The sequence below is a fragment of the Vreelandella sulfidaeris Esulfide1 genome (assembly GCF_054072535.1).
Genome location: NZ_CM133364.1, coordinates 1,785,821 through 1,799,668, shown reverse-complemented (window position 1 = coordinate 1,799,668; position 13,848 = coordinate 1,785,821). Strand labels below are relative to the sequence as shown.

Sequence of the window (13,848 nt, the reverse complement as noted above, 5' to 3'; positions counted from 1 at the left end):
ACCAAATATGCAGCGTACTTTACTAGCCAATTACCCAGTGTAGATTCAGCTGATGAGCATTAAAAATTCATGTCGGGTCGCTTGGTTGCTACGAAACCCACCCAGCATTACCGATGATGTCATGCTGGAATTTTGTTTTTCTACTCCGCGCATCATCATGCATAAATGACGTGCCTCAATAACCACAGCAACCCCTTTAGCCTGGGTGACTTCCTGGACTGCTTCAGCGATTTCACGCGTTAGGTTCTCTTGAATTTGCATGCGGCGAGCATACATATCGACGATGCGAGCAAACTTGGATAGCCCTAGCACTTTGCCGTTTGGCAGATAAGCAATATGGCATTTACCAATGAAGGGCAAAAGATGATGCTCGCACATTGAGTAGAGCTCGATATCTTTTACCAGCACCATTTCATCCGTTTCGGATTCAAACACCGCACCGTTAATAATGGTTTCTAGCGACTGTGAATAGCCGGCATTTAAAAACTGCATGGCCTTGGCCGCACGTTTTGGTGTATCTCGCAGCCCTTCACGATTAGGGTCTTCGCCAAGTGCTGAAATTATCTGGCGATAGTGCTCGGCGATATCATCGGACATATTTAGCCTCATCAATAGCTATCTCAAAAACGATGCGCAATCGCACTCAAGCGGCCACTTCAGTCTATAGCCCTTTGCGCATAAAAATCATTATTAGGGCGACGTTAAGCAACGTCTCCTCTACTCATGTTATACAAAAGGTATATCTTACAAAATTACCGCACAAGAGTTTATAAATAATGAGCGTATTTTACCGCAAATAGCCCGCCAATGGGTCACTACCTGCGGCAGAGCGACGCGTAGCTCACTTTGCAACACTGGAGCCTGTGCTATGATAAATTGTTTTAGTTTACCGCCTTTATTGCAGGCGCCAACATTGAGAGTTCACCATGTCATTTAAGCCAACAACATTTTGGTTAACCGCTATCGTGGCCCCTTTTCTTGCTACGCCCCTATATGCTGAGGAAGCGGAAGCCACGTTTTCTCTGCCTAATGAAGCGACCGTAGGTGTTGAGGTTGTTGAGGAGCTTGCCTTTGAGTCAAGCCAGGCACGCCTTAATGAGATTTTGCTACATCCCACTCAAGCAGCAGGAGCTTCGCACTCACTACCTGAATATTGCGTCATTGTCGGTAATGCGCAATTAGTGGATGAACGAATTCGCGTTACCACCCAAGAAGCCACATGCATTGAAACCCATGACGATGACAGCGATATATTCACTGGCGAGTTTAGTGCCAGCGCGTATGCAGAGGATGGCCAGTACGGCATCGCTTGCGAAGATACCCCATGTAAGCTCTCGCCTGGGCAAACGTTCCTCCTAACCCTGGATGAACCCGTTGAAATTAAAGAGTTAGACAATCCTTCCGCAGAGCTCAATGAGCAACGCCGCCAGGTTAACGGAGAAGGCATCGACAACCCAGTGCCTCGCGAAGAAGCCGTGCCTGATCCAGGTTTAGAAGAATGAACCAGGGCCAACTAACGCTGCAATAAAGCTGGCTTATGCCAGCCAGCGTGGTTGTTCTAATTGAAGGCATTGCTGTTCTAATTGGCGGATATGCTGATCCCAATAGCCACTATCCGCCAACCAGGGAAATGCACGTGGAAAAGCGGGATCATCCCAACGCGATACCAGCCACGCTGAGTGACTAATCAAGCGATAACTTCGTAGCGGCTCGATCAACGACATCTGCTCAGTAGGAAATGGGCATGCTTCTTCATACCCTTCGGTAATTTCACTCAGGTAAGATCGCCATCCCTGAGGATCGTCAGTGGGAAGTAGCATCCAGATATCCTGTATGGCAGGCGCTGTGAGGCAGTCGTCAAAATCGACAAGAGTGAATTGCTCGTCACGACCCAGCACATTGCCCAAATGACAATCTCCGTGGCAACGAATCATCTTGCTGGCGGGCACGTTATGTTGGGTAAGGTGCTGATGCACTTTATCAATCACTCTGTCATAGGCTCTGCGCTGATGAGGAGTCATCCAGTTGCTAGCTAGCACGCGTTGCTGTGCATCCAGGATGCCATCCACCATTTCTAAACGAGGACGATGCTGAAAGGCTTTTTTAGCCGACACTTTATGTAGCCGCCCTAGCACCTCCCCCATTGCAAATAAGTGTGATGGATTATCTAACTCAGGCGCCTGACCGGGGCAATGAGGAAACAGCGCAAATCGATAAGTCTTATAATAGTGTAATGAATCACCAGCCTGATCACGCCAAGGCGCCACTACCGGCACTTGATGATCAGCAAGCTCCTGTAGAAAATCGTGCTCCTCCTGTATCGCCATATCCGACCAGCGATCAGGGCGATAAAACTTAACGATCCAATTCTTGCCCTCGTCATCGCGAAACATCAGCACACGATTTTCGTAACTATTCAGTGCAAAGGGCTCGCCTGCTGGCCAAACATTGAGCGACTCTACTGCAGACATTACTAAATCGGGCGAAAGAGAGCTAAACGGGTGTGACATAGGTCACTCCTGGATTGGCAAAAAGGCTTTTGAATATGCTAAAGGGCTATTCTAGCAACCCTAACCTAAAGGTGTTCGTGCAGCCGCCCAAATATCAACACGCTGCGCACCTGCCTCTAGAGCAGCATTTGCTAATGCATGCCCTGTGGCGCCCGTGGTGACTACATCATCGACTATCACTAAATGCGCCGGCGGCGGCGATTCAAATACAAAAGCACCCGCCAGGTTGGCAGCCCGTTGTTGGCGATTCAGCGTTCGCTGAGAGTGAGAATCTTTTATTCGTCTCCCATTAACGACAGGCATACCAAGCTGTTGGCTGAGCTGCTCGGCTAACCAGTGCGATTGATTAAATCCTCGCGTGCGGGCATGCGAAGGGTGCATAGGCACCGACACTAGAGCGTCACCCATGGCTGTCGGCGGGGTTAATAACATTAAATTGCATAACAGTGTGCCCGCCCGCGGAGATGCATGGAACTTAAAATCATGCACCAGCGCTTTAATCCCCCCTTGGTACAACAGCCCAGCCCGCGTGGCCGAAAACGCTGGCAATTCTATTAAGCAGTGCCCGCATAACGGGGTTTCATTCGCCACTGGTTCGCCGCATTGGCGGCAGGCATGAATGTTCCACGGCAGCTCATCCAAACAGGTCGCGCACCACCCTCGCCCTGCTAGCGCCGGCGCTAAACAAAAGGCGCAATAACCTGGCATGGCTTGCTTGATCCAATGACTTCCCCGCTGCAGCCATTGTTTTAAAACCATGCTTCCTCCTCGCGGTTATGGGTGTAATTAACGATGCATAAAAATGGAAAACTATGATTGACTTCTACCACAAAATTGATAGTATACGCATCGTCTTAGCGGATGTGGTGGAATTGGTAGACACGCTAGATTTAGGTTCTAGTGCCGTAAGGTGTGGGAGTTCGAGTCTCCCCATCCGCACCAATTTGAATGCTTTAGATTGCTCTATAAAGTCTAAAGCCAAGCAGATCAAGCGTTTCATATCCCCTTCTTTGGTCTGCTTTCCCCAGAACTACCCCCTTTAAGTCATCGTTTTTATGTATGCCCTCTTGCAAGCTTAAGTCTTTGTATAATGACAGCAATCATGCATGAAAAGCATTCACCTCAAGCTTATTAATCTCAGAATTTATTGCATTACCATATTACTGCTCGTTGAAATATCGCCTCGTTCGTACTGTACTGGTATAAGCTGCGCCGTCAGGAGATGGTTTGTTGCTGAAGAAGCAAACCAGCAGGAACTGAGGGTAGCATGGCGCGTCTAATAACGTCACCAGTACTAGCCAACCCTGAAGGGTTAGGCTATAGGCTTAGGGGTAAGACGCAATACACCTCTCAACAAGGAATCAGGAGGTTCGCATGAGAAAGTGGATTATGATGGCAGCTGCAAATTGGTTGCGTAAGCCTGAAAACCGACAGAAAGCCAAATCCGCCTGGAGCAAGTTTCGTAATCGCGATTCTGGAAAGCGTCCACCGCAACAGCCGCAAGCTACGCCGCGCCATACGACAGAGCGACGGCCTAGCGACAATGGCGACAATCGTCCTTAATCCCTAAAGCACTTGATCGTTTGGGCCATTAACATAGAAATGTGCTGCATACTCAATCGTTGTTACCAAGAAGCCCCGCTGGAAGACGAACCAGCGGGGCTTTCATGTTTGGCGGTTACTTATCAACACAGCGCCACATAATGATAATAGCTAGATCTAACTGACTTGCCCCCGCTTTTCCGTTAGGCTCTGTCTGAAATACTCGCTATATTTTCCGGCAATGACTAGCTCCAAAGACTGTCTCAAAGGACTTTCGCAAAGAGCTATCCCAAAAGACTATGAGAAGGATCTCGCCTAATGGAATGGCTTAACGATAACGCTCAAGCAATTTCCGCTGTGGCCAGCATTTGCACCCTCTTTGTCTGGGTGTTTTATGCCCAATTGCTTTATAACGGCTATGTACGCCAGCGTCGCCCGCGTGTAATTATTAATCGCGGCAAAGGCATTGGTGTGGAGGCGATCTGCCTAATCAGCAATATGAGCAGTGAAGCCATCTATATACAACACTTGATAACGGTGCTGCATACTCAAAAACGCAGTTATTCCCTAGACGTTGTCGAGTACCAACAGCGCGGCAGCGAGCAGGAAGAAAATAGCTATCACACCTTTCAAGGCCCGCTTGCTTCTGGTGGCTATTTGAACATTCAATCCTTTGGCGACATTGTGAGCCAGATCAAAGCCTACTGGGAAATTGAAGATAATTTGCTGCATGAGCAAAATATCCAACTTGAAATTCGTGTCATCGCTATTTATGGTTCTGAAGATATGCCCACTGGCGCTACGCGCACCTTTAACCTTGATTTAGATGCATCGCCTAACCACCAGTTGATTCCGGTAAACGTCGATACAGATCGACTTAATAGCCGCAGTCAGCGAAAGCGTGTATTAGAATGGGCGAAAGAGATTGAAACCCATAAAGCACGCTGATCCAACACCTTCGTCACGCTGTTTTTGGACAACAAGAACCCTAGATTGAGACGCCTCGATGCATAAATTCCTAACCTTCTGCTGGCTCGGCATAATGACCACGGTAGCGGCTAACGCTTATGCTGAAGAGGAAGATAGTGACCTACCTGATTGGGCGGAAGAACGCATTGAGCCATTTCGCGAAAGCGTAGGCAACTGGGTAGATAACACCTCGCGCCGTATTGATGGTTTCTTTGGCACAGACGACCATATGCAGGCGAAGAATGAGTCTTACCTAAGGTTTGGTCAGGAAATTGACTGGATGGAGGGAGATGGTACCCGCGGTGATACAACGCTTCGTTATCGTATTGATCTGCCCACCTCCGAAGAGCGCTTACGTTTGGTCCTAGAGAGCGATCCGGAAGAGTCGCAAGGCACCCTAGAAGAGCAAGGCTCAGGACGACTTGCTAATGACCAACGTGATCGACGCAGCTCTACGTTAGGCTTGGATTGGTTAGAAACCCGCGACAAGCGTGAAAACTGGAGCAACCGTGTAGGGGCGGGGATTCGCCTACGCCTCCCCCTCGATCCTTACGTACGTTTTACCAGCGAGCGTCTGTGGCAGCTTGGCGAAGGGCCTTGGCAGCTTGAGTCGAACAATCGCGTTTCTTGGTTTAATAATGAAGGGTACTCTGCCCGAACGCGCTGGGATGTTGGCCGTCCTTTAAGTGAGCGCCGCCATTTACGGTTTATTACCAACGTTCAGTGGCGCGAAGAAGAAGACAAGCTGGAATACAGTGAGATTGCCGAAATCAATCACCGTATTAACCGACGCAGCGCCTTACGTTATTCCGCTATTGCTATCGGTGAAAGCGCATCAAATCCCCGCATGACCAATTACTACTTACAAACGCGCTATCGCCGCGACATTCACAAAGGTATTTTATTTGCCGATGTCATTCCGGAGTTACATTTTCAACGCGACGTTAGCTACGACCCACGCTGGGCCATGACGCTGCGCCTGGAAATGTATTTTCAACGCGAGATTAGCCGCGATTATTTTTAAACCAATATAAATATATGCTATGGACGGTCTTATAGGGTCGCCCATTTTATCGAGCAAATCTCTGGGTTGTCACAGCGGAAAATTACAGCCGCAATCCACCATCGCACTCAATGATGCGCCCAGTGAAGTAATCATTTTCAAAGACAAACGCAACGCTTTGGGCAATGTTATCCGGCTCACCCAACTGTTTTAGCGGCACGCTCGACGAGATGCGCTCCAACATATCGGGCCGCATCGCCGCAGTCATTTCGGTAGCAATAAACCCAGGTGCAACGGTACCGGTACGAATACCATAGCGCGCCAGCTCTTGACTCCAGGTCACCGTCAGCGCATGCACGCCCGCTTTAGCGGCTGCGTAGTTACTTTGCCCCCTATTACCCGCACGGGAAATGCTGGAAATATTAACGATCACGCCTTCGTGCCCCGCTTCAATCATCTGTGTGGCGGCCTCGCGTCCACATAGAAAAACGCCGGTTAAATTGACATTAATAACGTTTTGCCAAGCTTCTAAGGACATGCGTTTTTCTACTTGGCCTTCTTTGGCCTTTACCAGCAGCGCATCTTGGGTAATACCGGCATTATTGACGCAGCCGCTGACCGGCCCCATGCGCTGCGCGATATCGGCAAACGCCTGAGTCACGGAGGCCTCTTCGGCGACATTCACTACAAACGCCTGGGCATCGACACCTTCAGCAGAAAGTTGTGACACTGCCTGATCAAGCGCTTCAGCGCTCATATCCAATAGCGCCATGCGCGCGCCTTGTTTGCCCAAACGCAGCGCCATGGCATAACCCAACCCACGCGCACCACCCGTGACTGCAATTACTTTATCGTTAAGTACCATTCGTGACTCCCAACAATAGATTGAACCAGCCGCATTGTGCATTGCAGCATAGAAGAATTATTGACATAAATCGAGCGACATCACCGCTGGAACACGCCATGTTAGCTGCTTGCTATTTATATTTATGTCACCATATTACGCAATTAAGACTGTCATCGAGTCGTTTTTCCTGGAGTTAGCCATGCCTATTCTTGTTTTTATATCGCTCTTTACTCTACTTGATTTTGTGGTTCTGTTTTCGATTGGCAGCCAGATCGGCCTACTCACCACCCTACTCTTAGTGCTCGGCACAGGCTTTGTCGGGCTACACTTGATTCGCAAAGAAGGTGTGTCCACCTTTGCGCGGGCGCGCCAACGCATGCAAGCGGGTGAATTGCCCTCTAGTGAGCTCCTAACCGGGGCGGCGCTGATTTTTGGCGGTGCCTTGTTAATGGCCCCAGGCTTTTTGTCGGATGCATTAGGTTTGGCATGCTTGATCCCCAGCGCGCGGCAGCTAATGTTCAAAGCACTTACCTGGCTAGGGCTTAAAAAAGTTACTGGGCAACAACAAGACCCCAGCGCATCATCAGCTCGGCCCAAGGAACACCAAAACAGCCAGTCTTCACAACAAGATGGCCCGATTGAGGGGGATTTTATTAGTCGGGATGAGCCCCCGCGCCGTCGTTGAGGTTTGCTTCGGAAGAAAATCAGCGAAAAAGCAATTTTTTATTACCCGCCCCCTTGAAAGGCTATCCGCAGCCCCCATTTTTCAACCAGCATACAAATTCGGCAGCAATCTAAGTGGTAGCTGCCATTAACAATGAAGACCGTCAGGCCTTCACTTCTCGCGGGGCACTCCCTCGAGAACACTTTTAGCTAACCGCCCTCATCGGGGCTTCAACCCTACTCAGGAGAACGTGAATGAATATCCGTCCTTTGCACGATCGTGTCATCGTCCGTCGCGTTGAAGAAGAGCAGAAAACCGCAGGCGGCATCGTGCTTCCGGGCAATGCACAAGAAAAACCGACGCGTGGTGAAATTCTTGCTGTCGGTAATGGCCGCATTCTGGAAAATGGCGATGTCCGTCCGCTAGACGTCAAAGTTGGCGACAACGTGATCTTTAAAGATGGCTACGGCGTTGAGAAGCAGAAAATCGACGGCGAAGAAGTCTTGATCATGAGTGAAGCCGATATTCTTGCGGTTGTTGAAGGCTAACCATCGTCGCAGCTCATCCCTTCTTTCATGAGCGCCTCGATCAATTACTTTCACGTTTTGCATTCAATTTAGGAAGTAGCAGATATGTCAGCTAAACAAGTTAAATTTTCAGATGATGCACGTAAGCGCATGGCGCGCGGTGTTGACGTTCTCGCCAACGCTGTAAAAGTTACCCTCGGCCCGAAAGGCCGTAACGTGGTGCTGGAAAAATCTTTCGGCTCACCGACCGTCACTAAAGACGGTGTTTCTGTTGCTAAAGAGATCGAACTGAAAGACAAGTTTGAGAACATGGGCGCCCAGATGGTTAAAGAAGTCGCTTCACAGACTTCTGACGCTGCTGGTGACGGCACCACGACTGCTACTGTACTGGCTCAGGCAATTATTGCTGAAGGCCTGAAGGGCGTGACTGCGGGTATGAACCCGATGGACCTTAAGCGCGGCATCGACCAAGCCGTTGCAGCTGCGGTTAAAGAAATCCAAGCAATGTCTGTCCCCTGCACCGACACCAAGTCGATTGCTCAGGTAGGCACCATCTCTGCTAATGGTGACAAGCGCATCGGTGAAATCATTGCCGAAGCGATGGAAAAAGTCGGCAAAGAAGGCGTCATCACTGTTGATGAAGGCCGTGGCTTTGAAGACGAATTGGAAGTTGTCGAAGGTATGCAGTTCGATCGCGGCTACCTCTCTCCCTACTTCGTCACCAACCAGGACACCATGACGGTTGAACTGGAAGATCCTTACATCCTGTTAGTGGATAAAAAGATCTCCAACATCCGTGAATTGTTACCGGTGCTGGAAGCCGTTGCCAAGCAAGGCAAGCCGCTAGCTATTATCGCTGAAGATATCGAAGGCGAAGCACTGGCAACATTGGTCGTCAACAACATGCGGGGTATCGTTAAAGTAGCCGCTGCTAAAGCGCCTGGCTTTGGCGATCGTCGTAAGTCCATGCTGCAGGATATCGCTATCCTGACTAACGGCACGGTCATCTCTGAAGAAGTCGGCCTGACGCTTGAGCAAGCGAACCTGGATCACCTGGGTACAGCTAAGCGCATGACGATGTCGAAAGAGAACACCACTATCATTGATGGTGCCGGTGCAGAAGGCGATATCGAAGCACGCGTTAACCAGATCCGCACGCAAATCGAAGACACCTCCTCTGACTACGACAAAGAGAAGCTGCAAGAGCGCGTTGCCAAATTGGCAGGCGGTGTTGCCGTTATCCGCGTCGGTGCTGCCACCGAAGTGGAAATGAAAGAGAAGAAAGCCCGCGTTGAAGACGCGTTGCACTCTACTCGTGCCGCTGTTGAAGAAGGCGTCGTACCTGGTGGTGGTACTGCCCTGGTTCGCGTCATGGCCAAAGTACAAGGCTTGACCGGCGAAAACGAAGACCAGAACCACGGTATTAATATGGCGCTTCGCGCTATGCAGTCACCGCTGCGTCAAATCGTTTCCAACGCTGGTGAAGAGCCTGCAGTCGTTATCAACCGCGTAAAAGACGGTGAAGGTAACTTCGGCTACAACGCTCAGACTGGCGAGTACGGCGACCTGTTCGAAATGGGTGTTCTGGACCCGGCTAAAGTAACCCGTACTGCACTGCAGTCCGCTGGTTCTGTTGCTGGTCTGATGATCACCACCGAGTGCATGATCGCTGAAGACCCTGAAGAGAAAGACGCTGCCCCCGATATGGGTGGCATGGGCGGAATGGGCGGCATGGGCGGCATGATGTAGTGCGACGAGAGTCGCGCAGGTAGCTAGCCTGGCTGGGTTACGTCCTTTGGGAGCACTTACTTTAAATAAGTAAGTGCCCCTTTTCCAGCAGAAAATAGCCTCTATAAACCCGATATCCGGGCTGAACACCAGCTCGGGTATCGGCACTCCTTAATGGAGTATCCGGTCGCGAGTATTGGCTTAAGCCTGTACCCCTCCTATGAAGGATACACGTTGAAGCAGCTTTAAATTCCAAGCTGTGATGCAACGGGGATATCTACGTTTAAAGAAAGCTAAGCACCTGCCGGTGTGAAGCTGTGTCTGATGATTGTTCCACGTTGTCTAGTCCAAAAGTAACTTGGTCGAGATAGCGAGAGGAACCCGTTGTGCAACCAACGGTAGTCTAGGGATAGTGCGTCGCTGGCAACAGCGGGGTTCGAAGCTTCCTGACAATGTACTCCCCATTCGGGCTTGAATTTCATCGTGAGGTGGATCAAGGATACCGCCAGTAGCAGGCGGTTGAGAGGCTAGACTGAGTCATATGGTTAACTTATGTGAACTGCTAAAAAGCACCGTCAGCCGCAATGAGCGCAAGCTACTGATGCGCTTTGACCAAAAGGTATAAGGCTAGCTATCCCTCTTACATCTGGGGATACGTTGCTATTCAGCCTTCGGTGTATTGGCAGAACCTAAGTGACTCATGTCATCGACACGGAACTCGGAAACCCTGTATCTCCGCCCTTCTTGGGCAGGCAAAGAGCAATCGATGCTGTAGGAGGTGCAGGCTTAGGATGTTGGAAAAAGCGAATGCCATCCTGTAATGGGATGGATAAGAGGTTAAACGTTCCTCTACCGGAAACGGGGCCCACGTCCAACTGGTCTTTAATCGTGTGATAGTGCTGTAAAGCGCTCTTCATGCAGACATGACGATAAAAGTATAGGCTCTTCCAGAGCCTTACCAATACCCTTGCGGGAGCAAATACACTCCCGCAAGGGACTAATGTATTTGTTCTCCGAGGGTCGTCCTATCGGCATTCGGAGGATAGCAAGATGAGTACTGACTTTAACCAAGTACCTGCGTTCTCCCACCCGCCCGAAAGCTGGCATACCATTGATTGGTCTGTCATTAATAGGCAGGTGAGAGGGCTACAAGTGCGGATCGCGAAGGCGACTAGGGAAAAACGTTGGCGCAAGGTGAAAGCCCTGCAACGACTACTTACCCACTCGTTTGCGGCCAGAACATTGGCCGTTAGACGTGTCACTGAAAACCGGGGCAAGAAAACGCCCGGTGTTGATGGTGAATTGTGGAGCACTCCACAAGCCAAGTGGTTGGCGTTAGGCAGGCTAAAAAGGAAGGGCTATCGCCCTGCCCCATTACGCCGTGTCTATATTCCCAAAACGGACGGCTCACGCCGCCCACTAGGGATACCTACGATGCGGGATCGAGCCATGCAAGCACTATATTTGCTGGCGCTCGAACCAGTTTCAGAAACGGTAGCTGATCGTAATAGCTATGGATTTCGTCCCTGGCGTTCAACGGCCGATGCGATAGAGCAATGCTTTGTCAATTTGAGCCGTAAGCACTCTGCTGAATGGGTGCTGGAAGGCGATATCAAGGGGTGCTTTGACAATATCAGTCACGATTGGCTGCTGGCTAACGTCCCTATGGACAAGCAAGTGCTCAAAATGTGGTTGAAAGCGGGATTCATGGAGTCCAGAAAACTGTATCCGTCAGAGGCAGGAACACCTCAGGGAGGGATTATCTCTCCGGTATTAGCCAACTTGGCGCTTGATGGGCTGGAAAAAGTGTTGGAATCCCATTTTGGGAGGAAAAATACCAAAGCCAGCTACAAGACCAAAGTTAACTATGTGCGATACGCCGATGATTTCATTATTACTGCCATCTCAAAAGAGCTGTTAGAAAATGATGTTCTACCTGTCGTTACTGCCTTCATGGGAGAGCGCGGGCTAACATTGTCGACCAGTAAAACCTTGGTCACGCACATTACAGAAGGGTTTGATTTTCTTGGGCAGAACCTGCGGAAGTACAACGGCAAGCTGTTGATTAAGCCCAGCCGTAAGAACCTGCAAACACACCTGAGAAAAATCAAGGACATCGTCAATGTGAACCGTACGTCACGACAAGACATTTTGATAAAGCAGCTTAATCCAGTACTACTCGGATGGGCCAACTATCATCGTCACGTGGTGGCTAAGGAAACGTTTGGCTATGTTGACTACCGTGTTTGGAAACTTTTGTGGCGCTGGAGCTGTCGGCGTCACGGTAATCGTCAAAAACGTTGGGTGAAAAAGAAATATTTTCACTCAGTCAAAAGCGAGAACTGGGTTTTCCAAAGTACCTTATTGCCCGGCAAGCCAGTGAGGTTGTTGAGCAGTAAGGACATCCCGATTGTGCGACATACTAAGATCAGGGCGGAGGCGAACCCTTATGACCCTAGAGACGAGCAGTATTTTGAGGACAGGTTGGAGCGTTCTTGGAAGGCGTCGACGAAAGGTCGTAAGAAACTGCAAAAGCTCTGGACTCGGCAAAACAAACGCTGTCCGATGTGCCGTGGTTTTATCACCTGGGAAACTGGGTGGAATGTCCATCATGTGGTGGAACGGCATAAAGGCGGTAGTAACAAGTCGAGTAACTTGGTAATGCTGCATCCGAATTGCCATCGACAATTGCACAGTGAATTAGACATAATACACAATATGTAGCATCACTACTGACAATAGTAAGCACATGCTGTATTCGAGCATTCTTTCTGCTAAGTTAAGGTTGGTTATTAAATAACCAAATCATTTCACCGCGAAAGAGGTATCGAATATGTCTAAGCCATCACCACTGTACTACTACAAGGAAACTGGTAGCGATACATACCATTGGGAGAAAAGTTGTTCTTTGAACAATTACCCTGCCTCTGGTTGGGTTGCGAAGCAGAGTAAGCCGCCTGGTAGAGAACAGTGCAACCAGTGCCAATCAAAATAGTCGTCGGCCTTATCATCTTTGGGCTTATAAAGGCTTGAGCCGTATGCGGGGAAACTCGCACGTACGGTTCTTAGGGGGCGGCGGTGCAGTAACGCACTGCTGCTACCCGACATGCACCCCTGAGCTCTCTGCTCTCTCGATTGCTTAACGTATAGCAATTACCAACAACCCCGCCTTGTGCGGGGTTGTTGCGTTTTGGATGTTTGATTAATCGTAGACACTGCCAACCACGTTTCAACCACCTTGCTACCCATTACGCGGAGCTAACGTGCTACTATCGGCGCGATTTTTATTAGGCTATAGGGCGAAATCAGCGCATGTTGCAGCATATCCGTATCGTACTCGTTCAGACGTTTCATCCAGGCAATATCGGTGCTGCGGCACGCGCAATGAAAACCATGGGCTTAACCGAGCTGGTACTGGTTAATCCACGCATGTTTCCTGACGAAGAAGCGACTCGTTTAGCGGCAGGCGCCACTGATGTACTGGAGAGTGCACGGGTGGTTAGCTCGCTGGAAGAAGCCGTTAACGATTGCGTTCAGGTCGTCGGGGCCAGTGCGCGCTTACGTAGCCTGCCGTTGCCGCACTTCGACGAACCCGATGATATGGCGGAAGATGTCATTCAAAACGCTCAAACGGCACCGGTTGCGCTGGTGTTTGGCCGTGAGCGTTCGGGACTCACTAACGGTGAAATACGCTGCTGCACGCACCAAGTCAGCATTCCCGCCAATCCTGATTACGGCATTCTGAATTTATCCCAAGCGGTGCAAATTCTTGCGTATGAAGTACATCGCGCTTGGCGTAAGGGTGACGATAGCGGCTTTAGTTACCAGCGCCCACTGGAGGCAACGCCACCCAGCCGCGAGCAGTTTCTACATTTCCAAGCGCATCTAGGCCGCTTAATGCAAGAGAGCGGTTTTTTAACTCAGCCTCACGCCCGCACTGAAGAACAACTACAGGCGCTTTTTGCCCGCGCCCAACCTAGTCGTAAAGAGCTTTCGTTACTGCGCGGTCTGTTGAGTGCTTTTGAAAGCCATCTACCTGAAAAGTAATGGGCTAACTG

General features: G+C 50.0%; 13 protein-coding genes and 1 tRNA gene. 10 read left to right on the top strand and 4 right to left on the bottom strand.

From position 1 onward, the window contains the following. Window positions 1–45 precede the first annotated feature (45 nt). On the bottom strand, window positions 46–597 hold the full coding sequence (folE, locus tag ACW44H_RS08270; protein WP_447043989.1) for a GTP cyclohydrolase I FolE: 552 nt from the start codon (window positions 595–597) through the stop codon (window positions 46–48). Between the two features lie 329 nt (window positions 598–926). Here folE and ACW44H_RS08265 point away from each other — a divergent pair, with 329 nt between their 5' ends. Continuing rightward, the gene (locus tag ACW44H_RS08265) at window positions 927–1,502 is read left to right on the top strand and encodes a hypothetical protein (RefSeq protein ID WP_457508375.1); all 576 of its coding nucleotides are present in this window, start codon (window positions 927–929) and stop codon (window positions 1,500–1,502) included. A gap of 33 nt (window positions 1,503–1,535) precedes the next feature. On the opposite strand, the gene ACW44H_RS08260 is transcribed toward ACW44H_RS08265, so the two are convergent. Together ACW44H_RS08260 and ACW44H_RS08255 are read right to left on the bottom strand one after the other, a co-directional pair. Then, the gene (locus tag ACW44H_RS08260; protein ID WP_457508373.1) at window positions 1,536–2,510 is read right to left on the bottom strand and encodes a serine/threonine protein kinase; all 975 of its coding nucleotides are present in this window, start codon (window positions 2,508–2,510) and stop codon (window positions 1,536–1,538) included. A gap of 60 nt (window positions 2,511–2,570) precedes the next feature. Then, on the bottom strand, window positions 2,571–3,269 hold the full coding sequence (locus ACW44H_RS08255) for a double zinc ribbon domain-containing protein (RefSeq protein WP_457508371.1): 699 nt from the start codon (window positions 3,267–3,269) through the stop codon (window positions 2,571–2,573). A 98-nt stretch (window positions 3,270–3,367) separates the two neighbouring features. Between ACW44H_RS08255 and ACW44H_RS08250 the strand changes: the two genes are divergently transcribed. The 4 genes from ACW44H_RS08250 to ACW44H_RS08235 all read left to right on the top strand — a co-directional run bounded on the left by ACW44H_RS08250 (window position 3,368) and on the right by ACW44H_RS08235 (window position 6,045). Then, window positions 3,368–3,452, top strand: a tRNA-Leu gene (locus ACW44H_RS08250). Window positions 3,453–3,884: 432 nt separating this feature from the next. Continuing rightward, window positions 3,885–4,073 (top strand): hypothetical protein, encoded by a 189-nt coding sequence (locus ACW44H_RS08245; protein ID WP_457508369.1) that lies wholly within the window; start codon window positions 3,885–3,887, stop codon window positions 4,071–4,073. A gap of 297 nt (window positions 4,074–4,370) precedes the next feature. Further along, complete coding sequence (locus tag ACW44H_RS08240) at window positions 4,371–5,000, top strand: hypothetical protein (RefSeq protein WP_457508367.1); 630 nt, start codon at window positions 4,371–4,373, stop codon at window positions 4,998–5,000. A 58-nt stretch (window positions 5,001–5,058) separates the two neighbouring features. Further along, window positions 5,059–6,045, top strand: coding sequence for a hypothetical protein (locus ACW44H_RS08235; protein ID WP_457508365.1), 987 nt, complete (start codon window positions 5,059–5,061; stop codon window positions 6,043–6,045). Window positions 6,046–6,127: 82 nt separating this feature from the next. On the opposite strand, the gene ACW44H_RS08230 is transcribed toward ACW44H_RS08235, so the two are convergent. Continuing rightward, the gene (locus ACW44H_RS08230) at window positions 6,128–6,889 is read right to left on the bottom strand and encodes an SDR family oxidoreductase (RefSeq protein ID WP_113267985.1); all 762 of its coding nucleotides are present in this window, start codon (window positions 6,887–6,889) and stop codon (window positions 6,128–6,130) included. A gap of 181 nt (window positions 6,890–7,070) precedes the next feature. Here ACW44H_RS08230 and ACW44H_RS08225 point away from each other — a divergent pair, with 181 nt between their 5' ends. The 5 genes from ACW44H_RS08225 to ACW44H_RS08205 all read left to right on the top strand — a co-directional run bounded on the left by ACW44H_RS08225 (window position 7,071) and on the right by ACW44H_RS08205 (window position 13,837). Then, window positions 7,071–7,556, top strand: coding sequence for an FxsA family protein (locus ACW44H_RS08225; RefSeq protein ID WP_113267986.1), 486 nt, complete (start codon window positions 7,071–7,073; stop codon window positions 7,554–7,556). Between the two features lie 233 nt (window positions 7,557–7,789). Next, a complete protein-coding gene (locus ACW44H_RS08220) occupies window positions 7,790–8,083 on the top strand; it encodes a co-chaperone GroES (protein ID WP_022523671.1) in 294 nt (97 codons plus the stop codon). 84 nt (window positions 8,084–8,167) lie between these two features. Next, window positions 8,168–9,811: a chaperonin GroEL gene (gene groL, locus ACW44H_RS08215; RefSeq protein ID WP_113267987.1), complete on the top strand. Its 1,644-nt coding sequence runs from the start codon at window positions 8,168–8,170 to the stop codon at window positions 9,809–9,811. Between the two features lie 1,029 nt (window positions 9,812–10,840). Beyond that, complete coding sequence (ltrA, locus tag ACW44H_RS08210; protein ID WP_457508362.1) at window positions 10,841–12,514, top strand: group II intron reverse transcriptase/maturase; 1,674 nt, start codon at window positions 10,841–10,843, stop codon at window positions 12,512–12,514. A gap of 588 nt (window positions 12,515–13,102) precedes the next feature. After that, window positions 13,103–13,837, top strand: a complete 735-nt coding sequence (locus ACW44H_RS08205) for an RNA methyltransferase (protein ID WP_457508360.1) — start codon at window positions 13,103–13,105, stop codon at window positions 13,835–13,837. Window positions 13,838–13,848: the final 11 nt, after the last annotated feature.